Source organism: Aminobacter sp. 01T433, assembly GCF_056398585.1.
In genome coordinates this window covers 188581-211042 of record NZ_JBFTPR010000003.1, presented here as the reverse complement: position 1 = coordinate 211042, position 22462 = coordinate 188581, and the positions used below count along the sequence as shown (strand labels likewise).

Annotated in this window: 25 protein-coding genes; 13 read left to right on the top strand and 12 right to left on the bottom strand. The window is 62.1% G+C overall.

Annotated elements, in window-relative coordinates; all coding sequences use genetic code 11:
* The first annotated feature begins 50 nt into the window (after positions 1-50).
* From AC1DLV_RS06285 to AC1DLV_RS06275, 3 genes are read left to right on the top strand one after another with little or no spacing between them, the layout of a single operon-like run.
* Positions 51-1616, top strand: coding sequence for a trimethylamine methyltransferase family protein (locus AC1DLV_RS06285; protein ID WP_476798697.1), 1566 nt, complete (start codon positions 51-53; stop codon positions 1614-1616).
* A complete protein-coding gene (locus AC1DLV_RS06280) occupies positions 1616-2023 on the top strand; it encodes a nuclear transport factor 2 family protein (protein WP_476798696.1) in 408 nt (135 codons plus the stop codon). The genes AC1DLV_RS06285 and AC1DLV_RS06280 overlap by 1 nt, the downstream gene beginning before the upstream one ends.
* Positions 2024-2064: 41 nt before the next feature.
* Positions 2065-2502: a nuclear transport factor 2 family protein gene (locus AC1DLV_RS06275; protein ID WP_476836131.1), complete on the top strand. Its 438-nt coding sequence runs from the start codon at positions 2065-2067 to the stop codon at positions 2500-2502.
* A 26-nt stretch (positions 2503-2528) separates the two neighbouring features.
* Here AC1DLV_RS06275 and queF read toward each other — a convergent pair whose 3' ends face one another.
* The gene (gene queF / locus AC1DLV_RS06270; RefSeq protein WP_476798694.1) at positions 2529-2990 is read right to left on the bottom strand and encodes a preQ(1) synthase; all 462 of its coding nucleotides are present in this window, start codon (positions 2988-2990) and stop codon (positions 2529-2531) included.
* A gap of 114 nt (positions 2991-3104) precedes the next feature.
* Between queF and AC1DLV_RS06265 the strand changes: the two genes are divergently transcribed.
* On the top strand, positions 3105-5147 hold the full coding sequence (locus AC1DLV_RS06265) for an FAD-dependent oxidoreductase (protein WP_476798693.1): 2043 nt from the start codon (positions 3105-3107) through the stop codon (positions 5145-5147).
* On the opposite strand, the gene AC1DLV_RS06260 is transcribed toward AC1DLV_RS06265, so the two are convergent.
* Positions 5125-6036: a LysR substrate-binding domain-containing protein gene (locus AC1DLV_RS06260; RefSeq protein ID WP_476798692.1), complete on the bottom strand. Its 912-nt coding sequence runs from the start codon at positions 6034-6036 to the stop codon at positions 5125-5127. The genes AC1DLV_RS06265 and AC1DLV_RS06260 overlap by 23 nt on opposite strands.
* Positions 6037-6157: 121 nt before the next feature.
* On the opposite strand from AC1DLV_RS06260, the gene AC1DLV_RS06255 reads away from it, so the two are divergent.
* Positions 6158-7360: an acyl-CoA dehydrogenase gene (locus AC1DLV_RS06255; RefSeq protein WP_476798691.1), complete on the top strand. Its 1203-nt coding sequence runs from the start codon at positions 6158-6160 to the stop codon at positions 7358-7360.
* Between the two features lie 267 nt (positions 7361-7627).
* A complete protein-coding gene (locus AC1DLV_RS06250) occupies positions 7628-8107 on the top strand; it encodes a cupin domain-containing protein (protein WP_476798901.1) in 480 nt (159 codons plus the stop codon).
* 51 nt (positions 8108-8158) lie between these two features.
* Here the strand turns inward: AC1DLV_RS06250 and AC1DLV_RS06245 are convergent, their stop codons facing one another.
* On the bottom strand, positions 8159-9274 hold the full coding sequence (locus tag AC1DLV_RS06245) for a mandelate racemase/muconate lactonizing enzyme family protein (protein ID WP_476798690.1): 1116 nt from the start codon (positions 9272-9274) through the stop codon (positions 8159-8161).
* Between the two features lie 152 nt (positions 9275-9426).
* On the opposite strand from AC1DLV_RS06245, the gene AC1DLV_RS06240 reads away from it, so the two are divergent.
* The 6 genes from AC1DLV_RS06240 to AC1DLV_RS06215 all read left to right on the top strand — a co-directional run bounded on the left by AC1DLV_RS06240 (position 9427) and on the right by AC1DLV_RS06215 (position 14595).
* Entirely contained in the window at positions 9427-10614 is a 1188-nt protein-coding gene (locus AC1DLV_RS06240) for a glycine C-acetyltransferase (RefSeq protein WP_476798689.1), read from the top strand.
* A gap of 54 nt (positions 10615-10668) precedes the next feature.
* Entirely contained in the window at positions 10669-11703 is a 1035-nt protein-coding gene (gene tdh / locus AC1DLV_RS06235; protein ID WP_476798688.1) for an L-threonine 3-dehydrogenase, read from the top strand.
* A gap of 156 nt (positions 11704-11859) precedes the next feature.
* Positions 11860-12312, top strand: coding sequence for an HPP family protein (locus AC1DLV_RS06230; RefSeq protein WP_476798687.1), 453 nt, complete (start codon positions 11860-11862; stop codon positions 12310-12312).
* A gap of 113 nt (positions 12313-12425) precedes the next feature.
* Positions 12426-13343, top strand: coding sequence for an MBL fold metallo-hydrolase (locus AC1DLV_RS06225; protein WP_476798686.1), 918 nt, complete (start codon positions 12426-12428; stop codon positions 13341-13343).
* Complete coding sequence (locus AC1DLV_RS06220) at positions 13309-14052, top strand: fumarylacetoacetate hydrolase family protein (protein ID WP_476798685.1); 744 nt, start codon at positions 13309-13311, stop codon at positions 14050-14052. The genes AC1DLV_RS06225 and AC1DLV_RS06220 overlap by 35 nt, the downstream gene beginning before the upstream one ends.
* A 6-nt stretch (positions 14053-14058) precedes the next feature.
* Positions 14059-14595: a DinB family protein gene (locus tag AC1DLV_RS06215; RefSeq protein WP_476798684.1), complete on the top strand. Its 537-nt coding sequence runs from the start codon at positions 14059-14061 to the stop codon at positions 14593-14595.
* Here AC1DLV_RS06215 and AC1DLV_RS06210 read toward each other — a convergent pair.
* The 7 genes from AC1DLV_RS06210 to aztA form a co-directional block, all read right to left on the bottom strand.
* Positions 14592-14969, bottom strand: coding sequence for a type II toxin-antitoxin system VapC family toxin (locus AC1DLV_RS06210; RefSeq protein ID WP_476798683.1), 378 nt, complete (start codon positions 14967-14969; stop codon positions 14592-14594). The genes AC1DLV_RS06215 and AC1DLV_RS06210 overlap by 4 nt on opposite strands.
* Entirely contained in the window at positions 14966-15193 is a 228-nt protein-coding gene (locus AC1DLV_RS06205; protein ID WP_476798682.1) for a type II toxin-antitoxin system Phd/YefM family antitoxin, read from the bottom strand. The genes AC1DLV_RS06210 and AC1DLV_RS06205 overlap by 4 nt, the downstream gene beginning before the upstream one ends.
* An 81-nt stretch (positions 15194-15274) precedes the next feature.
* Positions 15275-15613 (bottom strand): protein tyrosine phosphatase family protein, encoded by a 339-nt coding sequence (locus AC1DLV_RS06200; protein ID WP_476798681.1) that lies wholly within the window; start codon positions 15611-15613, stop codon positions 15275-15277.
* Positions 15614-15736: 123 nt separating this feature from the next.
* A complete protein-coding gene (aztD, locus tag AC1DLV_RS06195; RefSeq protein WP_476798680.1) occupies positions 15737-16933 on the bottom strand; it encodes a zinc metallochaperone AztD in 1197 nt (398 codons plus the stop codon).
* Between the two features lie 147 nt (positions 16934-17080).
* Complete coding sequence (gene aztC / locus AC1DLV_RS06190) at positions 17081-18016, bottom strand: zinc ABC transporter substrate-binding protein AztC (RefSeq protein WP_476798679.1); 936 nt, start codon at positions 18014-18016, stop codon at positions 17081-17083.
* Positions 18017-18039: 23 nt separating this feature from the next.
* Positions 18040-18906: a zinc ABC transporter permease AztB gene (gene aztB, locus AC1DLV_RS06185; RefSeq protein WP_476798678.1), complete on the bottom strand. Its 867-nt coding sequence runs from the start codon at positions 18904-18906 to the stop codon at positions 18040-18042.
* A gap of 8 nt (positions 18907-18914) precedes the next feature.
* Positions 18915-19760, bottom strand: coding sequence for a zinc ABC transporter ATP-binding protein AztA (gene aztA, locus AC1DLV_RS06180; protein WP_476798900.1), 846 nt, complete (start codon positions 19758-19760; stop codon positions 18915-18917).
* 206 nt (positions 19761-19966) lie between these two features.
* On the opposite strand from aztA, the gene AC1DLV_RS06175 reads away from it, so the two are divergent.
* A complete protein-coding gene (locus tag AC1DLV_RS06175; RefSeq protein ID WP_476798677.1) occupies positions 19967-20311 on the top strand; it encodes a RidA family protein in 345 nt (114 codons plus the stop codon).
* A 23-nt stretch (positions 20312-20334) separates the two neighbouring features.
* On the opposite strand, the gene hutC is transcribed toward AC1DLV_RS06175, so the two are convergent.
* On the bottom strand, positions 20335-21081 hold the full coding sequence (gene hutC / locus AC1DLV_RS06170) for a histidine utilization repressor (protein WP_476798899.1): 747 nt from the start codon (positions 21079-21081) through the stop codon (positions 20335-20337).
* A 28-nt stretch (positions 21082-21109) separates the two neighbouring features.
* Entirely contained in the window at positions 21110-22462 is a 1353-nt protein-coding gene (locus tag AC1DLV_RS06165; protein WP_476798676.1) for a formimidoylglutamate deiminase, read from the bottom strand.

Sequence of the window (22462 nt, the reverse complement as noted above, 5' to 3'; positions counted from 1 at the left end):
AGCAACCGGTCCAAAGACTAGCTTCATGCTGGAATGCTTTGGAGCCATGCATGAACGTCGCTGCGCCTGAAATCCAGACTGAGCCAACGAAGCGCCGCGAGCGTGGCGGCCGCAATGCGCGCCGCGAACAGCGTTCGCACGGGCCAGAGGCGCATGGTCGGCCCTACATCCTCCGCAACATCCCGACCTACGACATATTGTCGGAGGAAAACCTCGTCCGCATCGAAGAGACGGCCGACCGCATCCTGGCTGAAATCGGCATGGAGTTTCGCGACGACCCGGTGGCGCTCGATCACTGGAAGCGGGCTGGGGCCAAGGTCGATGGCGTGCTCGTCAAATTCGAGCCGGGCATGCTGCGCGAAGTGCTGAAGACAGCACCCGCCCAATTCACCCAGCATGCCCGCAACCCTGAACGCTCGGTGGACATCGGCGGCAAGGGCGTCGTCTTTTCGCCGGCCTATGGCTCGCCATTCGTCATGGATCTAGACAATGGCCGGCGCTACGGCACCATCGAGGACTTCCGCAACTTCGTGAAGCTGGCGCAATCCTCGCCCTGGCTGCATCATTCCGGTGGCACGATCTGCGAGCCAGTGGACGTACCGGTCAACAAGCGCCATCTCGACATGGTCTATAGCCATATCCGCTACTCCGACCGTGGCTTCATGGGCTCGGTAACGTCGGAGAGCCGGGCGGAAGACTCCATCGACATGGCCCGCATCGTCTTCGGTGAGCAATTCACCGACGAGAATTGCGTCATCCTGGGCAATGTCAACGCCAACTCACCGCTGGTCTGGGACGCCACCATGACCACGGCGCTGCGCGCCTATGCGCGGGCCAACCAGGCGGCGGTCGTTGTGCCCTTCATCCTCGGCGGTGCCATGGGGCCGGTCACCAATGCCGGCGCCATTGCCCAGTCGCTGGCCGAAACCATGGCCGGCTGCGCGCTGACCCAGCTCGAGCGGCCCGGCGCGCCGGTCATTTTCGGCAATTTTTTGTCGTCCATGTCGCTCAGGTCCGGCTCGCCGACCTTCGGCACGCCAGAGCCGGCCATCGGCTCGATGGTCATCGGGCAGCTTGCGCGGCGACTGAACCTGCCGCTCCGCTGCTCCGGCAACTTCACCACAGCGAAGCTGCCCGACGCGCACGCCATGAACGAAGGCACGATGTCGATGCTGGCGGCGGTGCATTGCGGCGCCAATTTCATCCTGCATTCGGCCGGCTTCCTCGACGGGCTTTTGTCGATGTCTTACGAAAAGTTCGTCATGGACGCCGATTTTTGCGGCGCGCTGCACACCTATCTCGACGGCGTGAAGATTGACGACAACCAGCTGGCGCTCGACGCCTTCAGGGAAGTCGGCCCGGGCAGCCATTTCTTCGGTTGCGCGCACACGATGCAGAATTACGAGACAGCCTTTTGGGATTCGGCGGTCGCCGACAACGAGCCTTTTGAAAAATGGCAGGCGGCCGGCTCGGTGGACGCTGCAACGCGCGCCAACAAACGCTGGAAGACGATGCTCGCAGAATATGAGGCGCCGCCGCTCGATCCGGGCATCGACGAAGCGCTCAACGACTTCATGGCGCGCAAGAAGGCGTCGATGGACGATGCGTGGTATTGATGCGGGACGATAGCACGCAACGCGATCCGGCCTTCGATCCCATGGCGGCGCTGAAGTCCTATCATGCGGCGATCGACGCCCTCGACTTCGCAGCCATCGAAGCCTTTTTTGCGCCCGATGCCGAATATGTCTCGGACGGCGTTGGCGCGATTGTTGGCCGCCACGCGATCCTGGAGGCGTTTCGTGGCTATTTCGCCGTCTATGGCGACCAGGTTTCCAAAGATGAGGAGGTGGCCATGCTGTCGCCGCGCTCCGCATGGTCGCGCTGGCGGCTCGAAGCGACCCATGCGGTCACCGGCGCATGCCTCAAACGTTCCGGCGAAGAGACGGTCCATTTCGATGCGCAGGGCAGGATCATTCGCGTCGAGGTGAAAGATGACGCTGCTGCGCAAGGCAACAATTCATGATGCATGGTATTGAGGGCAGCCAATCCAACGCCGAGCCCGCCATGAAAGCCGCTTTTGCAACTGCCATCCTACCCCTGCTCATGACGCCGGCCATGGCCGGAACACCACTGGAAGCCGTAAAACCCTTCTACGACCATATCGGCCTGGAGCTCGATCCAGCCGAGCGCGGTCGGTTCGTCGACCCGGCAAAGGCCGTGCTCGATGCCCGCGACCAGCTCGAAAAATCAGGGCAGGGGGATTGTCTTGATGCGAACATGCCTCTCGACAGTGTCGCCTACGACAAGGCCGAGCTCGACAAGAGCCTGAAACTGAACGAAGCGGAGAGCGGCGACAGCGCGATCGTGGTTGCAACGTTCACGGCGTCAGGCGAGCCGCACCGCATGCAATGGAAGTTGAAGAAGGTCGACGGCGAATGGAAGATCGCCGACTTTTTGTCGGTGACCAACGAATGGGCGTTCAGCCAGTACCAATGCGAATGAACGCCCTCAAGAAGCCCGACAGCAGCTCAGCCTCGCCCGCGATAAGGCGCGACGCCGGTGTCCGGCAACCACGATCCCTCAGGCGGAGTGCCGGTCTGCCAGAACACGTCGATCGGGATGCCGCCGCGCGGATACCAGTAGCCGGCGATGCGCAGCCACAGCGGCTTGGTAGCTTCGACGACGCGGCGGCCGATCATGACCGTGCAGTCCTCGTGAAAGGCGCCATGGTTGCGGAACGAGACCATGAACAGTTTCAGCGACTTCGATTCGACCAGGAGCTTGTCCGGGGCATAGTCGATGACGATGTGGGCGAAGTCGGGCTGGCCGGTGACCGGGCACAAGGAGGTGAATTCGGGGCAGGTGAAGCGCACGATCGCCGGTGGGCCGTCGCCGCGCGTGTAGGGCACGGTTTCGAGCACGGCCGTTTCCGGCGAGGTCGGCGTTTCGACCTTCGCGCCGAGTTGGGTAAGGCTGTCGGTGGCAGTCATTGGGTGGCTCTTCTGACTTGCTCTGGCTTATTGCTAGCGCAACGGCGGACGCCAAACTGCGCGGGCCAGATTATTTAGGTGGCGTGTACTAGCGCCGGATAATGCAGGAAGGCAATGACCAGCAACGACCCGCTCCTCCAGCCATACCAGCTCAAGCATCTGACGCTGAAAAACCGCGTCATGTCGACGAGCCACGAGCCGGCCTATTCCGAAGACGGCATGCCCAAGGAGCGCTACCGGCTCTACCATGCCGAAAAGGCCAGGGGTGGCATGGCGCTGACGATGACTGCGGGTTCGGCGATCGTCTCGCGCGACAGTCCGGCCGCTTTCGGCAATCTGCACGCCTATGATGACGCCATCGTGCCGTGGCTGCGTGAACTCGCGGATGATTGCCACGAGCATGATTGCAAGGTGATGATCCAGATCACCCATCTCGGCCGCCGTACCAATTGGAACAAGGCCGATTGGCTGCCGGTGCTCAGCGCTTCTCCGGTGCGCGAAGCCGCCCATCGAACCTTCCCCAAGACCATCGAGGATTGGGACATCGAGCGTATCGTCGCCGACTATGCCTCCGCTGCCCAGCGCATGCAGGCGGCGGGGCTGGATGGGATCGAGTTCGAGGCCTACGGCCATTTGATGGATGGTTTCTGGTCGCCGGCGACCAACCACCGCGACGACGACTATGGCGGCTCGCTCGACAATCGGCTGCGATTTACCTGGCAGGTGATCGATGCGGTGCGCGCGGCTGTCGGCAAGGAGTTCGTTGTCGGCATCCGCATGGTCGCTGATGAGGATTTCGAAAAAGGCCTGTCGAAGTACGAGGGCATCGAGATCGCACGTCGATTGGCTTCGTCGGGAAAGTTCGATTTCCTCAACATCATCCGCGGCCATATCGACACTGACGCGGCACTGACCGGTGTCATCCCGCTGCACGGCATGGCCTCGTCGCCGCATCTCGATTTTGCCGGCGAGGTGAGGGCGGCAACCAAATTCCCGGTCTTTCATGCCGCGCGTATTTCCGACGTCGCAACAGCCCGCCATGCCATTGCCAATGGCAAGCTCGACATGGTCGGCATGACGCGGGCCCATATCGCCGAGCCGCACATCATCAAGAAGGTGCTGGAGGGGCGTGAGCATCAGATCCGGCCGTGCGTCGGCGCCACCTACTGCCTCGACCGGATCTATGAGGGGGGCGGCGCGCTGTGCATCCACAACGCCGCGACCGGCCGCGAGGCAACCATCCCGCATGTGATTTCCCGCACCGAAGGCCCGCTGCGCAAGGTTGTCGTGGTCGGCGCGGGTGCCGCCGGCCTTGAGGCCGCGCGGGTGTTGGCCGAACGCGGCCACAAGGTGACCGTGCTGGAGGCGTCGAGCCAGGCCGGCGGGCAGGTGCGGCTGGCGGCGCAGAATCCGCGCCGGCGTGAGCTGATCGGTATCGTCGATTGGCGCCTAGCCGAGCTTGAGAGGCTTCACGTCGAGATCCGCTACGACATCTGGGCCGGCAAGGACGATGTTCTTGCGCTCCATCCCGACGCAGTCGTCATCGCTACCGGCGGTTTGCCGCAGAACCCGCCTTTGGATGCCGGCGACGAGCTGGTGACGTCGAGCTGGGACATCATAGCAGGTGCTGTGAAGCCGGCCGAAAACGTGCTGCTTTATGACGACAATGGCGGCCACCAGGGCATGACGGCAGCGGAGCTGATCGGCAAGGGTGGCTCGAAGCTTGAACTGGTCACGCCTGAGCGTTTCTTCGCACCCGAAATGGGCGGCATGAACCATGTGCCCTATATGGAGGCGTTCCACCGCACTGGCGTGAAGATCACCATCAACACGCGGCTGCAGTCGGTCAGGCGTGAGGGCAATCAGCTGGTGGCCACACTTTCTTCCGACTACGCCAAGGGCTGGAGCGAGGAGCGCCGGGTCGACCAGGTGGTGGTCGAGCATGGCACCTTGCCGCTCGACGATCTCTATCTTGAGCTCAAGCCGCTGTCGAAGAATGGCGGCGCGATCGACTACGAACGCCTCATCCATGGCGGAGAGATTTTCCCCGAGGTCAGGGACGCGAGCTTCGTCTTGCTGCGCATCGGCGATGCGGTCCAGGCCCGCAACATTCATGCGGCGATCTATGACGGGATCAGGTTCGGCCTGAGGATTTGAACGCGGCCACATCAGCCGTGATCCAGCGCAGGAATTCACGCAGGCCCGGGCGATCCTCCGTGCCGGGCCGGAAGGCGAGACGATAGGGGAACTCGCCGGCGAGGCGGTTGGCCGAGGCCATGACCAGCAGGCCAGAAGCCAATTCGCGCGCGGCCAGCACCTGCGGCACCAAAGCGACGCCGAGCCCGGCGACTGCCGCTTCGACGACCATCGAGAACTGCTCGAAGCGGTGGCCGCGCAAGGTGGTACGCGGGTCGATGCCGGCGGCCTGGAACCATTGCAGCCATAGAGTGGGGCGGGTCGATTGCTGCAGCAGTGGTAGTGCTGCGAGTTCGGCATCATCGAGCGAAGCTCGGCCGTCGAGAAGCACAGGCGAGGCAACCACCACCAGTTCTTCGTCGAAAAGGCGCAGCATGCCCGGCTGGCCGGGCTCGACCGGCCCGCGCTGGATCGCCGCGTCAAAGGCCTCGGTTTCGAGATCGACCGTTTCAAGCCGGACCGCCAGATCGATGGCGACATCAGGAGCCGCGAGGTGGAAACCCGCCAGTCGCGGGATCAGCCAGCGGTCGGCAAGTGTCGGCAGCACGGCGAGGCTGAGCATGTCGGACTGGCCGCCAAAGGCCATGGTTCTGACGGTAGCCTCATGCAGGGCGTCGAGGATCGCGTCGGCGTCGCGGGCAAAGCGGCGGCCGGCATCCGACAGGGCCAGGCGCTGGCGGACGCGGTGGAACAGGGCGACGCCTAGTCTGTCCTCCAGCTGGCCGATAGACCGGCTCACCGAGCTTTGCGTCAGTCCAAGCTGATCGGCAGCGCGAATTGTGGTGCCGTAGCGTGCGCTGGCGCGGAACGCCTCAAGTTCGGCGATTGTTGGCACATAAGCGCGGCGCATGGGGTGGCCTGGAGTTTGAGTTGATCGATTTTGCGCATCAACTTTACAAGATTACTTGTTAGCGAAAAGGCCTGAAGCGGGCTAGGATATGAAAAAGCGCTCTCATTCTCCCGGAGGAACAATGAACACATCCAAACCGGCGGCGGCCGCCAGCTTTGTCTGGGCCGACCCCTTCCTTCTCGAAGATCAGCTGACCGAAGACGAACGCATGATGCGCGACGCGGCATCGGCATTTGCTGCCGACAAGCTCGCCCCGCGCATCGAAGAGGCCTATCTCGACGAAAAGACCGATCCGGCGATCTTCCGCGAGATGGGCGAGGCCGGCCTGTTGGGCATCACTGTTCCTGAGGAATATGGCGGTCTCGGTGCCGGCTACGTGACCTATGGTCTGGTCGCGCGTGAAGTCGAGCGCGTCGATTCGGGCTACCGTTCGATGATGTCAGTGCAGTCGTCGCTGGTCATGTATCCGATCTACGCCTATGGTTCCGAGGAGCAGCGCAAGAAATACCTGCCCAAGCTCGCTTCGGGCGAATGGATCGGCTGCTTCGGCCTGACCGAGCCGGATGCCGGTTCCGATCCTGGCGGCATGAAGACCCGCGCCGAAAAGACCGCCACCGGCTACAAGATCAGCGGTTCGAAAATGTGGATTTCCAACTCCCCGATCGCCGACGTTTTTGTCGTCTGGGCGAAGTCGGCAGCGCATGACAACCAGATTCGCGGTTTTGTGCTCGAAAAGGGCATGAAGGGGCTTTCGGCTCCGAAGATTGGCGGCAAGCTGTCGCTGCGCGCTTCGATCACCGGCGAGATCGTCATGGAAGGCGTGGAAGTCGGCGAAGACGCGCTTCTGCCCAACGTGTCTGGCCTGAAGGGGCCGTTTGGTTGCCTCAACCGCGCCCGCTACGGCATTTCCTGGGGCGTCATGGGCGCTGCCGAAGATTGCTGGCACCGCGCCCGCCAGTATGGCCTCGACCGCAAGCAGTTCAACAAGCCGCTGGCCGGCACCCAGCTCTACCAGAAGAAGCTCGCCGACATGCAGACCGAGATTGCTCTCGGGCTCCAGGGTTCGCTTCGCGTCGGTCGCCTGATGGACGAACACAAGTTTGCGCCTGAGATGATTTCGCTGGTCAAGCGCAACAATTGCGGCAAGGCGCTCGATATCGCGCGGCAGGCTCGCGACATGCATGGCGGCAACGGCATCCAGATCGGCTACCATGTCATGCGCCACGCGCAGAACCTGGAAACGGTCAACACCTATGAGGGCACGCATGACGTCCATGCGCTGATCCTCGGCCGGGCACAGACCGGACTGCAGGCGTTCTTCTAAGCCTGAATCATATCTGGGCACTGCATTGGCGGCCGTGGGAGTGATCCCGCGGCCGTCTTTTCATTTTCAGGCAAATCTGTTGACTCTGAGTTGCGTGCGGCTTTCGAATTGGAGTTTAGGTGGTTCGAATATAATTCGTCTAAAGTGCGAATTGTTTCATGGTACGGAAACAGTCACTGACGTTCCCGACCTCAAACGGTTACATCGCGCCGATAATTCCCGATTTGTCCGGCAGTTCGCCGGCTGTGAGGAGAGGGGATCTTGTCGGTGAACGCCCAGGCCAAGGTTGAGAGTGCCAGCCAGATTTTGTGGTTTGGCGACAATCTCATGACGATCCGCGTGCCCGCCAGTGCGGGAAATGACCAGATCAGCATCATTGAATGCCGCATGCCGCAAGGCGAAACGACGCCGCTGCACGTCAATCTTTGCGAAGACGAGATCATCCACATCCTTGAAGGCACGATGCGCTTTCGCGTCGACGGCAAGGTTTTCCTCGCGAATGCCGGGCAGACCGTCATGGCGCCCAAGGGAGTTCCACACACTTTCCGCGTCGAATCGACCGATGGCGCGACCTGCCTGATCGTCACCCAGGGTGGCGACTTCGAGCAAATGGTCCGTCAGATGAGCTTGCCGGCGCCGTCGGCAGCCCTGCCGCCCAAGGCCGAGCGGACGCCGGAGACTGCCAAGCGCTTCTTCGATGCTTGCGCGAAAAACAACATCCAGGTCATCGGCGCGCCGCTACCATAGCGCCGATGCTGGCTGGACGGGTGCGGGGGCGTGTCCGTCCAGCCATCCAATTCATGATTTGAAGGCAAATATCGGCGTGCCGAATTCTGCCGGGTCGACGTCCAGGCCAAGGCCTGGACCGCCGGGCAGGGCCATCATGCCCTCGGCGATGGCGAATTCGCCGCGCGCGTTCGACACAGTCACCCAGTTGTGGAAGTCGACAGTGTGCTGCCTGAGATTCTCTGGCGTCGACAACAGCAGGCCCGAATAGGCCGCAGTGTCGATCTGCGCGCCGCCAGTATCCTCGATTGTCACCTTGAGGTTCTTGGCAATGGCGATGTCGCGCAAAAGCTTGGCCCTGGTCAGGCCGCCGACACGCGCCAGCTTGATGGTGATGCCGTCGACAAGCCCGTCCGATATGGCGCGCAACAGTACATCCACACAGTCGATGGTCTCGTCGAGAATGAGCGGCCGGTCGGTGGCGCGGCGGATGGCGAGGTTTTCGTCGTAGCTCGCGCAGGGCTGCTCCAGCGTGTAATCGAGTGTCCGCGTCGCCATCAGAAAGCGTCGGGTCTCGGCTGTGCCCCAGCTCGCATTGGCGTCGCAAAACAGCACCGTGTCGTTCGGCACAGCTGCGCGGACCGCTTCCAGCCGGGCGATGTCCTCATTGACGTCGAGCCCAACCTTGACCTGGAGGCGGCGGTAGCCTTCCGCGACGTATTTTTGTGCCCGCGTCGCCATCGCGTCGGGGGATTGCTGGGCGATTGAGCGATAGAGCGCAAGCTTTGTGCCTTCCGCCCCTCCGCTCATTGCGGCAAGCGATAGGCCCGATCGCTTGCCGGCAAGATCCCACAGCGCCATGTCGAGCGCCGATTTGGCATAGGGGTGGCCCTTGAGCAGAATATCCATGCGCCGGTTCAGCGCCTCGATGCCGGATGCGTCACAGCCAAGAAGCTGCGGTGCGAGTTCTTGCATTGCCTCGCGCGCACCGGCGGCAAACGCGGGATCGTAGAAGCTGCCAAGTGGGGCCATCTCGCCGTGGCCGCTGATGCCGTCGCGGCTGGTGATCTCGACGATTGTCGAATCAAAGCCTTCCGCGCTTCGTCCGCCCGAACAACGGTAGGTGCCGTCGCGAAACGGCTGCCATTGGCGAAAAATGCGGATGCTTGAAATCGTAGCGTCAATCATGCTGTCCCCAAGACGGTCATGTGCGAAATCGCATGGAGCTTAGCGCGTCGGCTCCGCTGCCGAGGCGAGGGAAGCGGCGAGCGGCCAAGTCGCATTTGTGATAGCGTTGAGGCAAGCTACGCCCGATTTTCGCGGCAGCAGGGAGCAAGTGCATGAGCGGCAATTTCCTTTCTCATATCGCCTCCGAACTGGAGGCGCTGAAGTCGGCCGGCCTCTACAAGTCCGAGCGCGTCATCACCTCGACGCAGAGCGCCGAAATCGAAGTCGGTGGCGAAAAAGTGCTGAACTTCTGCGCCAACAACTATCTCGGCCTCGCCGACAGCCATGAGCTGCGCAACGCCGCCAAGGATGCGCTCGACCGCTATGGCTACGGCATGGCTTCGGTGCGCTTCATCTGCGGCACGCAGGAAGAGCACAAGGAACTGGAGGCGAAGCTGTCGACTTTCCTCGGCATGGAGGACACGATCCTCTATTCCTCCTGTTTCGATGCCAATGCCGGCCTGTTCGAGACGCTGCTCTCGGAAGAAGACGCGATCATCTCTGATGCCCTCAATCACGCCTCGATCATCGACGGCGTGCGCCTGTCCAAGGCCAAGCGTTTTCGCTACGCCAACAATGACATGGCGGCACTTGAGGAGGAATTGAAGAAAGCCGAAGGCAGCCGATTCAAGCTGATCGCCACCGACGGCGTGTTCTCGATGGACGGCATCATCGCCAATCTCTGGGGCGTCTGCGATCTCGCCGAAAAATATGGGGCGATGGTGATGGTCGACGACAGCCACGCCGTAGGTTTCGTCGGCAAGCATGGCCGCGGCACGCCGGAACATTGCGGCGTCGAGGGCCGTGTCGACATGATCACCGGCACACTCGGCAAGGCGCTGGGTGGTGCGTCGGGCGGCTACACCAGCGGCAAACGCGACGTCGTCGACTGGCTGCGCCAGCGCTCGCGGCCCTATCTGTTTTCCAACACGCTTGCCCCTTCGATTGCCGGTGCCTCGATCAAGGTCCTGGACCTGATAGCCGAGGGTGCGGCCTTGCGTGAAAAGCTCTATGCCAATGCCGAGCGCTTCCGATCCGGCATGGGCAAGCTCGGCTTCACGCTTGGCGGCGCCAATCACCCGATTGTCCCGGTCATGCTGGGCGATGCGACCCTAGCCCAGGAGATGGCGGCAAGGATGCTGAAGCGTGGCATCTATGTGATCGGCTTTTCATTTCCAGTGGTGCCCAAGGGCCAGGCGCGCATCCGCACCCAGATGTCGGCAGCGCATTCGACAGCCGATATAGATCGTGCGATCGCTGCGTTCGGTGAAGTCGGGCGTGAGTTGGGCGTCATTTCATAACGTGGCAGAATCGCCAAAAGCGATTCTGGATCAAGCGATTCCGAGGACAAGACGATGTCGAACATGATGCGCGCGCTGGTGAAGGCCAAGGCCGAACCGGGTATCTGGATGGAAGAAGTGCCGCTCCCCGAGGTCGGCCCCAACGATGTACTGATCAAGGTCAGGAAATCGGCGATCTGCGGCACCGACGTCCATATCTACAACTGGGACCAGTGGGCGCAAAAGACAGTGCCTGTGCCGATGGTCACCGGCCACGAGTTCGTCGGCACGATCGCCGACTTCGGCGCGGGCGTGACCGATTACAAGGTAGGCCAGCGCGTGTCGGGCGAAGGCCATATCGTTTGCGGTCACTGCCGCAACTGCCGTGCCGGGCGCGGGCATCTGTGCCGCAATACGCTTGGCGTCGGCGTCAACCGGCCGGGTTCTTTCGCCGAATATGTCGCGATCCCCCAGCACAATGTCGTGCCGATCCCCGACGATGTGCCCGACGAGATCGCCGCGATCTTCGATCCGCTCGGCAACGCCGTGCACACCGCCCTGTCATTCGACCTCGTAGGCGAGGACGTTTTGGTGACGGGGGCGGGGCCAATCGGCATCATGGGAGCGCTGGTCGCCCAATGTGTTGGCGCCAGAAAGGTCGTCATCACCGATATCAACCCGGTGCGCCTGGCGCTGGCAAAAAAACTCGGCGTCCATCACGTCGTCGACGCCTCCAAGGAAAAACTTCGCGACGTGATGCGTGATGAGGGCATGACCGAAGGCTTCGATGTCGGCCTCGAGATGTCGGGCTCTGCTGTCGCCTTCCGCGACATGATCGACACCATGAACAATGGCGGCAAGATCGCCATTCTTGGCATTGCGCCGACCGGTTTTGAGATCGACTGGAACAAGGTGATCTTCAAGATGCTGCACCTCAAGGGCATCTATGGGCGCGAGATGTTCGAGACCTGGTACAAGATGATCGCGCTTGTGCAGGGGCCGCTCGACATCACCGGGCTGATCACCCACCGCTTCGGCATCGACGACTATCAAGCCGGTTTCGACGCCATGCGTAGCGGCAACTCAGGCAAAGTCGTCATGGATTGGTGATGTAGGGAAAGTTTTTTTACTGTAAGGTGAATTTTTCGAACAAAGCCACGTTGCCAGCCGAAGTTGCTGTTGCTATCGAAACAGGCCCTTCGGCTGGAAACGACGATGCGCCGTCACATACGCACCCTTACCGCCCGGCATGAGCCGAAAGGACAGATGCTCTCGCACGTAAAGTCGGGATCGGGCGCTGTTGTCGGTCTGGCGGCAGTTGGCGGGCTTGCTTCGATGACCGGCCTGCCCATGCTGATCGCCCCCTTGGGTGCAACCGCGGTGCTCTTGTTCGGCCAACCGGCTAGTCCCTTGGCGCAACCAATCAACATTTTCGCCGGCTATTTCATTGCCACGCTAGTTGGCGTTGCCGCCGCGATGGCATTCCCCGGTCTGTGGGAGGTATCGGCTGTGGCGGTTGGCGTTTCGATTGCCCTGATGCTGATGTTCCGTGTCACCCATCCGCCTGCGGGGGCAATCCCGCTTGTTGCAACAGCCACGCCCTATCAGGGAAGTACGCTATTCATCGTGGTGCTGTTGAGCTGTATCAGCCTGCTGCTGCTGGCGCTGGTCCATCACTGGATCCCGCCTCGCGCGCAATATCCGCGCCGCGTCGATTGACGCTTTGATCTTGCCTCGGTTGCTACAGGCGCTCTAGCTTGGGCGCAGGCGTGAAGAGGTACGGGCATGAAACTTGAAGTTCAACTCGCCGCTGTTTGCTCGGGCAGGTGCGCATGAGCGGCCGTCTCGTGCTGCTCGGCACCAAGGGCGGCCCGGCGATCCGGCCCGGCGGACCCTGGCCTACATCGACACTGCTGGAACTTGGCGGTCGCGCCATCGTCGTCGATTGCGGGCTCGGCGTGACGCGCGGTTTGACCGATGCGGGCCTGAGCCTCAAGGCGCTAGACCTGGTCTTTATCACCCATCTCCATTCCGACCATGTGCTGGAACTCGGGCCGCTGATCCATACCGCCTGGACGGCCGGGCTTGCGACGCCGGTCAGGCTGTTCGGCCCTGTCGGCTTGAATCGATACTGGCAGAATTTTGTGCAAGCGCTTGAATTCGACATCGAAACCCGGATCGACGATGAAGGCCGCCCCGACCTGCGCGAGATGGTCGAGGTCGTGGAGTTCGGCGAAGGCGAGGTATTGCGCGACGGCGCGTTGAACGTCACTGCCTTGCGAGTCGACCACCCGCCCGTGACAGAATGTTTTGCCTTCCGCTTCGAGCACGCAGGCGCAAGCGTCGTCTTTTCTGCTGACACCGCCTTCTTCCCGCCGCTGGCCGAGTTCGCGCATGGTGCCGACATCCTGCTTCACGAGGCTATGCTGGAAGAGGGCGTCGAGCGGCTCGTTGCACGCACTGGCAACGGTGCGCGGTTGAAGGAGCATCTGATGGCAAGCCACAGCCTGGCCGGCGAGGCGGGGACCATTGCCACGCGCGCCGGGGTCGGGCGGTTGGTGCTCAACCATCTCATTCCGGCCGACGATCCGGAGATCGGCGAGGCCGATTGGATCGAGGCTGTCAGGAAAACATGGAATGGTCCCTTGACGATCGGCCGCGACGGGCTTGTTGTGGTGATCGAGGACGATACCGTCCGAACTCAGGAGGACCCGCATGAAACTGGCGACGCTGAAGAACGGTTCGCGTGACGGAAAACTGGTCATCGTCTCGCGCGACCTGACGCGATACACCGATGCCTCTTTCCTGGCACTGAGCCTGCAGGCGGCGCTCGACGACTGGCGCCGGATTTCTCCGCACCTCGCGGCCCTGGCCGAATCGCTCGAGGTCGGTTCGGTGCCATCGTCGCGATTCCATGAGCATGATGCGCATTCACCTTTGCCACGCGCTTATCAGCGCCTGGGTGGGGGCGATGCTTTCGCCGGCCCCCGCGATCCGCTCGAACTCGCCGGCAAGACGCGCGATGCCAAGGTCGAGGCGGCTGTATCAGTGATCGTCTCTGATGTTGCCATGGCCGCGACATTGGAGAATGCGAAGGACGCGATCGCCCTTGTCGTGCTCTCCGCCGACACGGTGCTGGATGGCGGCCAAGACGGCACGTCCGTCTTGTCGCCCGTCGCGGTAACGCCAGATGAATTGGGCGACGCCTGGGACGGGGCCGTGCACCTGCCGCTGCTCGCCGGTGGGCGAAGCGTCACTTCCGTCTGGACCAGCTTTCCGAAACTGATCGCGGACGCTTCGGCCACCCGGCCGATCGGTACCGGTGCCATCGTCAGGGGCGCGGTGGAGACGCTCTCAGTTTCGCTCGGCGACACGCTGCGCGTCGAGATGAAGGGCAAGGACGGGCATTCGATCTTCGGCGCCATCGAGCGGCAGGTGGGACGGTTCGAACCGGCCTGAGTAGCGATGGACATGGCCAGCCATTTTCGCCGCATGGCGCGGAACAATCTGTGGTCCAACGACCGCATCTACCGCGCCGTGAAGGCCTTGCAGTCAGGCGAGTTCGAGGCTGCACGCACGAGCTTTTTTCCTTCGCTCAAGGAGACACTGAACCACATCCTGTCTGTCGACATCTATTATCTCGACATGATCGAGGAAGGCGGCGAAGGGCAGAAAGTGTTCGACCGTTTCATCGAGTTTGACGATGCGGAAGCAATCGCCAAGGCCCAAGGCGCGTTCGACCGACGTCTGGTGGCTTGCTGCGACCGATTGACGGAGGCTGACCTCGATAGGCGGGTCCTGTCTGATCGTGGCAAGGCCGGGCAGATACCCGAGCGTATCGGCGACCTGCTCACGCATCTGTTCCTGCACGAGATCCATCATCGCGGGCAGGTGCATGCGATGCTGTCGGGCACGTCAGTTGCGCCACCTCCGCTCGACGAATTCTTCTTGGACTATGATCTGCGTTTTCGAGGTGAAGAGGTCGAGCGGCTCAAGCTTTAAGCGAGCACCACGTCGTAGCGCGCAAACAATGGATCGGCGGTGAGGATCGACAGGTTTTCGATCTGCGCCTGCGCGATCAGCAGCCGGTCGAATGGATCTCCGTGGTGGCGAGGTAGTTCCGCCACCCGTTGGGCGTGCTCAATAGTGATGGCAAGTGGCGTAAACTGCATCCTTGGAAGCAGGAAGCCGAGATCGGTTGGCACATCCAGCTTTCCGATGCTTTGTTTGATTGCGATCTCCCAGACACTCGCAGCACTTGCATAGACGAGGGCTGATGAAGCAAGGACTTCCCTGTGCGCTCGCTTCAATCGCGGATCGTCGTTGATTGACCACAAAATGATATGAGTATCGGCAAGGAACGCCTCGCCGGTCACTTCATATATTCCTTGAAGTCGTCAAGAGGCGCGTCGAAATCATCGGCAATCCAGATCTTGCCCTTGAGTGCTCCGATGCGCGGAAGCATTTCTTGTTCCGGCTCCGGTGGCATGACGCGTGCCACCGCCTTGCCGTGGCGCGTGACAACGATCTCCTCGCCGGCTTCCGCCCGCTTGATGAGCTCGGAGAACTTGGCCTTGGCTTCGGCGACGGAAACATTCATCGGCGTAATCCTCATGACCATAATTTAGGTCATAATTGCTCTTCACGCAAACAAGCGTGATCCCGTCGCCGTTTCTGCTGCTCAGCTCTTGCTCTGCTGGATCGCCATGTAGAGGTTGGTGCAGCGGGTGCCCGAACGGCAATAGGCGAATACCGGGCCGTCCATCTCGTCGAGCGCGTCGGCCATGTCGGCGACATTGTCGCCGGTCATCTGGCCGCTGATGACAGGGATGTAGCGGAAGGCGAGGCCGGCGGCTTCGACCGCTGCCTTGACGCTGTCGGCGGAAGGCTGGCCGGGCTGCTCGTCGTCGGGCCTGTTGCAGATGACGCTCTTGAAGCCGGCGGCCTTGATGGCGGCAACCTCTTCCGGCGTGATCTGGCCGGAAACCGAGTAGTCGTCGGTGATCTGGCGGTATTCCATGTTCGTCCTCGCGAGTTTGTTGGCCACGCTTGCGGCTGGTCGGCGCCAGTCTTGCCACTGTCGGAGCCAAGGGGCAACTGTTGTTGCCCCTTGAGAGCCTGGCAACCGAAGCCAGCCCAAGCCTCAGTGCGTTTCGCCAGAGCCGCCTACGGCAACGAGGTTGAAGGGCTTGCCTTCGAGCGCGATGTCGTCGCCCTGCTTGAAGCTTTCGGCATCGACGATATGCAGCACGCTCTTGAGCGGATCGGAAACCACGATCCGGTTGCCGGCGACAGCGATGCGCGGGCGCGGATCGCTCCAGTGGCCGTCCATGCTGTAGGGCTCTGTCAGCTTGAGCGAGGCATCGATCTTGCCCGCCACCACATCGATCCGATGCAACTGGCCATCCTCGGTGAAAACATAGGCGAATTTCGCCCGCACCGGATCAACGGCGAAATGCACGCGGCGCGTCGGCAGGTCGATGAGCCGGAAGGCGTCTTCGGATTTCGGATCGATCAGAACAACGGCACTGGGACCGTAACTGCCAAGAAAATACTGAAGGCCGCGGCCGCCGACCAGAGTCGTCGATTTTCCCTCGGGAAGACCGGCGTAGGGCAGCAGCTCGATCGCCGGGGTGCTTTCGCTTGACGAGGTGATCAACAGGCCTTTGGCGCAGGCAATGGCAAGCAGATTGCCAGACGAGGCCTCGCCGTGCAGGTCGGGGCAGTCGTGGACATTGCCAACCGAGGTTCCGGTACGGTCGACCACGCGAATACCGATCGGAAGCTCGTCCGGCTTTTGCTGGTTCGGCTCCGTAATCAGGACGTGATCGCCAAGTGCCACGGCCACGCCATGGTGCGGTGCTGCGGTTGCCACCTCGCGAATGGCCGGTTTACCGTCCAGAATATCGGCTTCGCGGGTGACGCGGGCTTTGCCTTCGCCATCGAAGAACAGGGCGACGTCGCCGTCATGGTCGACGAAATGCGACGGCTTTTTGCCCTCGAATGCGACGTCGAGCAATTTCGGTGCTTCAACGTGGATGTCGCCGTGATCGCCATGGTCGCCGAACGAGATGCCGCTCGACAGCACCGAGATCACATCGCCCTTGCCTTGGACGGCAAACACCGTGCGGCCGCTGTCGGAGCGATAGAGGCTGGTCGGTGCTTTTACGTTGAACGTGTCGATCTTTGTGCCAGTTTCCATGTCGATGGCGTGGACGATCGGCGCGGCATGATCGGAGACGAAGAGCCGCCATGCTGTCTTTTCTTCGGCAAAGGCCGGAGCGGCAGCGAGGGCGAGCAGCATGGCAAGTCCGGAGGCTGTGGCGAGCAGATGTTTCATGTTTTCCTCATATAATGTTATTACATAACAGATTGACTTGAAGAAAAAGGCGAGGTTTTGGCCCCGCCTTCATTCAGGCTGGTTGATCGGGCCCTTGTGCTGGGCCGGTAGGCGACCGGCAGAGCCGATTGCCGCAGTTGAGCGCGATCAGCTACCGAGGATCGCGCCCTTGATGATGGCGATGTTGGCTTTCATCATGTCGATGTAGGTCGCGGCCGGACCATCGGCTTTGGAAAGCGCGTCGGAATAGAGCGTGCCGCCGATTTTCACGCCGGTTTCGGCGGAAATCTGCTCGACCAGGCGCGGATTGGTGATGTTTTCGACAAAGATCGCCGAAGCCTTGTCGCCCCGAACCTGCGAGATCAGCGCGGCCACATCGGCAGCCGATGCCTCCGCTTCGGTCGAAATGCCCTCAGGCGCCAGGAACGTGATGCCATAGGCGTTTTCGAAATAGCCGAAGGCATCGTGCGAGGTGATGATGGTGCGCTTTTCCTCGGGGATCGAGGCAACCGCAGCCTTTACTTCGGCTTCTGCTGCGTCGAGCTTGGCAGTGTAGGCGCCGGCATTTGCCTTATAGGCATCGCAGCCGGTAGCATCGGCGGCGCAGAAGGCATCGACGATGTTCTTCACATAGATCTTGGCGTTGGCGATCGCCTGGAAGGCATGCGGGTCGAGGTCGCCATGGTGATGGTGATCGCCGCCTGCCTCGGCGGCGTGCTCATGTTCTTCCTTCATTTTGATCGGCTCGACGCCCTTGGTCAGCTCGACCACCGAAGCCTTGGTGGCGCTCGCTTCGACAAGGCGCTGCAGGAAGCCTTCGAACTGCAGACCGTTGACAAGAACGACGTCGGCCTTTGACATCTTCACCGCATCGGCAGGCGAAGGCTCGTAGACATGGGCGTCGCCGTCGGGGCCGACCAGAGTGGTCAACTCGATGCGGTCGCCGCCGACATTTTGGGCAAAGTCGCCAATGATCGAGAAGCTGGCAACGACCTTCAGTGGTTCGGCAGAGGCCGAAGTCGCGGTGAAAGGAGTTAATGTTATAACGCTCATAAGCGAGGCGAAGCCAATTGTCCTGAGCATAGGTCTCTCCATGTTGAAGCGGATCAGGCGGTGCGGTGGCGGTGGCGGCGAAGCTTGGTGTTGAAGACGCCGCGCGTGCCGAAAAGAATGGAAGTGAGATAGATCGCACCAGCCGATAAGATGATCGCCGGGCCCGAGGGCAGCGAGGCGTGATAGGAAATGAGCAACCCGCTGACGCAGGATATGGCGCCGAAGCCGAAGGCAAGCGCGCACATCGGCTCGACGCGCGACGTCCAGAAGCGCGCGGCGGCAGCCGGCAGCATCATCAGGCCGACCGACAGCAGCGTGCCGAGCGCCTGGAAGCCGCCGACGAGGTTGAGCACGACAAGGCCGAGGAAGATGAAATGCACCGGCGTGCCGAGTCGGCTGACCGAGCGCAGGAACAGCGGGTCGAGGCATTCAGCGACCAGCGCTCGCCAGAAAATGGCAAGCGTAAGCAACGTGATGCCCGAGATCAGCGCGATCAGCGTCAACGCGTCGTTGTTGAGTGCCAGCACGGTGCCGAACAGCACATGCATCAGGTCGACGCTCGAGCCGCGCAGCGACACGATCAAAACGCCGAGCGCCAGGGAAATCAGATAGAACGCCGCCATCGAGGCATCCTCGCGCTGCACGGTGAAGCGCGACACGGCACCTGCGCCAAGCGCCACTATGACGCCGGCAATCAGCCCGCCGATGGTCATCGGAACGATCTGCAGTCCATAAAGCAGGAAGCCAGCGGCAGCGCCGGGCAGGATGGCATGCGCCATGGCGTCGCCGGTCAGGCTCATGCGCCTCAGCATCAGGAACACGCCGACCGGGCATGAACCCAGCGCCAGCAGCAGTGAACCGGCAAGCGCGCGCTGCATGAAGCCGAATTCGACAAACGGGGCGATCAGGAAATCATACATGGCGAGGTTCACGCTGCCCGGGGGCCGGATTCATGGTCGGGACGATCATGGACCTCGCCGTGATCGTGATGGTGATGCTCGTCGTGAGTATGGGAATGCGCATGGACATGGGCATGACCGCCATCCGGCTCGCACCAGGGCGCATCGTCGTGCCAGGCCTCGTCGAAACGCCTGGCCTTGAGCAGGTTTTCCGGGCGCAACGCTTCGAGTGTTTCGCCCCAGGCCACCGGCTGACGGGCCAGCAGCAAGGTGTTGGGAAAATGGGCGCGCACCAGATCGAGGTCGTGGGCGACCACCATCACGGTGCGGTTTTCGCCGTGCCAGCGCTTGATGAGCTTGATCAGGTCGCCGACCGTCTTGGCGTCGACCGCGTTGAACGGCTCGTCGAGCAGGATCAGGTCCGCGTCCTGCACCAGAACGCGGGCAAACAGCGCCCTCTGGAGCTGGCCGCCGGAGAGCGTGTCGAGCGCACGTTTTTCAAAACCTTCGAGGCCGACTGCCATCAGCGCCTCGGACACGGCTACGCGATCTTCGCGGCTGTAGCGGCCAAGCAGGCCGCGCTTGGGCCAAAGGCCCAGCGAGACGAGGTCGACGACCCGCGCGGGAAAGCTGCGGTCAAGCTCCGACTGCTGCGGCAGGTAGGCGACGCGCTTGCCTGCCGCGACCGTGCAGGCGCCGGCCATCGGCTTCAACACGCCGACGATCCCCTTCATCAAGGTAGACTTGCCCGAGCCATTGGCACCCACGACAGCGGTCAGCGAGCCACTCTTGATCGAGCCATTGAGGTGATGCACCGCCGGATGGCTGCTGTAGCCCAGCGTCAGGTCCTTGAATGTCAGGCAGGCGTCGGTCATCGGCTCATGGCTCAGCTGCGGCGAAGTCGTCATTGGATATGTGATGTTATTACATTAGTCAACGAGCGCGACCTGACAATCCGGTGGATTTATCTAGCAAACCCGGTGGGTAGTGCGTCTGGCCTACGGAAATCCATCGCTGCGGCCTTGCGCCGGGGGGCAGGCAAAATCTAAGAAGGCGCCACCCCTAACGGAAGGAGACCACCATGAGCATTCGTCGTATCGATGTCGGCCCGCGCATGAGCCAGATCGTGATCCACAACAACACGGTTTACCTGGCTGGCCAGGTTGGCGCACCGGGCGAGAGCGTTGCCGCGCAGACCAAGGCCATCCTGGCCGAGATCGACTCCTTGCTGGCCAAGGCAGGCACGGACAAGACCAAGATCATCCAGGCGATCATCTGGCTGTCCGACATGTCGACCTTCGCCGAAATGAACTCGGTGTGGGACGGTTGGGTGCCGCAGGGCAACACGCCGGCGCGCGCGACCGGCGAAGCCAAGCTCGCTGGCCCGGAATACAAGGTCGAGATCATCATCACGGCCGCTGCGTAAGCAGAACGACGGAATGGTCCGCTTCAGCTGTCTGACGGCGTGAAGCGGGCCACCACCGCATGGGCATTCGCCGGATAGGTGAAGCGCACATGGGTAACGGGGCGTTCGGCGCTCCAGGTTCGCCTTTCGATGACAAGGCAAGGTGCGCCGGCTGCCAGATTCAGATCGGCGGCGGTCTCGGCATCGGCGGCAGCGGCCCGGATGACGTGCTCGGCCGCACTCCATGGCACCTGGCCGATCAGCCACGGCCCAGGCGCTGTTTCGATGAATCCCTCGTCCGCCGCTTCCGGCACGGCGGCAAGATTGATCAGTCGGTCCTCGGTGCAAAACGGTCGCACCCCGGCATAATGGCGGCATTTCAACGCCAGAAGCTGTCCAGATACGCCTGATCCCAGCCTTTCGCGGTCGCCTGTACCGGCCCGCCGCTTCGACTGCGAGATTAGTTCATAGCGATAGGGCAGTCCGAGCGCTTCGACCTCGATGCGGATGTCGTGGATTTCGAGCACTGCGGCTTGCGACTGTGGTCGGCGCACGAAGCTGCCCGAGCGACGCCTGCGCTCGATCAGCCCGGCTTTGGCGAGCTGCGACAGCGCCTTGTTCACCGTCATGCGCGAACAGCCATATTCTTCGGTCAATTCGTGCTCGAAGGGAATGCGGTAGCCAGGCTCCCATTCGCCCGAAACGATGCGGTCGCGGATATCGTTGAGGATGCGCTGGTAGAGCGATGTCGACGCATCGCTGCCTACCGGCTCTTCAACAATCTCCGCCATCGAATCAGGCACCAGAATTTTCCTCCGTCTATGCCGCCGTCAGTTCCATCATCACGTTGCGGAACCTCGCGGCAATAGCGTCGCGGCGGAAATGTGCGCCACCCGATACGAGCTTGCGGCCATGCGCCCACACACAGTCGACTTTGCCGCCACGGGCAAAGATCCAGGCGTCCAGTATGGCGTCCCCTGATTTACCGGCGAGCGTCGGGTGGTTTGGGTCGAGCGAGACGAAGTCCGCCGCCGAGCCTGCCGCGAGCCCTGCCGGGCCAGCTCCAAGCGCCTGAGCGCCGCCGCCAAGTGCGGCATCGAACAGCGCGCGGCCGGTCGACTGGCCAGAAGTGGCAAGCACGTTGCGGGCGCGGTGAGCGAGGCGCTGCGAATATTCGAGCATGCGCAACTCGTCAGCGACGCCGATTTCGACATTCGAGTCCGAGCCGACGCCGAATTTACCGCCATGTTCTACAAACAGCGGTGCTGAAAAGACACCGTCGCCGAGGTTGGCTTCGGTGATCGGGCACAGGCCGGCGACCGCCCCCGTGCGGGCAAGGGCGATGGTTTCGGCTTCCGTCATGTGGGTGGCGTGGATCAGGCACCAGCGTTTGTCGACGTCGGCATGGCCAAGCAGCCAGTCGACGGGTCGTGCCCCGGACCAGGCAAGGCAGTCCTCGACCTCCTTGACCTGCTCGGCGATGTGGATGTGGATCGGGCCGCCAGTCATGGCGGTGACAGCGGCCAGTTCATCTGGCGTTGCCGCGCGCAAGCTGTGCGGTGCGAGACCGAGCACGGCGCCGTCTATGCCGTTGAGTACTTCGCCGCACTTCTCAAAAAGCCTGGCGAAGCGATTCGTATCGTTGATGAAACGCCGCTGGCCTTCATTGGCGGGCGCGCCGCCGAAACCAGAATGCGCATAGAACACAGGCAGAAGCGTCAGCCCGATACCGGTCTCGACCGAGGCAGCTGCAATGCGTTCGACCATCTCGGCGATGTTGGCATAGGGGCTGCCGTCGCGGTCGTGGTGGAGATAGTGGAATTCGCCGACGCGTGAAAAACCGGCCTCCAGCATCTCGACATAGAGCTGGGAGGCGACCGCTTCGACTTGCTCGGGCGTCATGTTCAGCGCAAAGCGGTACATCACGTCGCGCCACGACCAGAAACTGTCTGACGAAGGTCCTCTGATTTCGGCGAGGCCTGCCATGCCGCGCTGGAAGGCGTGGCTGTGCAGATTGGGCATTCCGGGCAGGACAATGGCGTGGCGCTCGTCGCCGGCTTCCGCCTTGGCTGCGGTTTCCACCTTGTCGATGCGGCCGCCAGCAAGCGTCAGCCTGACGTTATGCTGCCAGCCATCGGCCAGAAGCGCTTGCTCCGCGAAGATTGTCGCCAC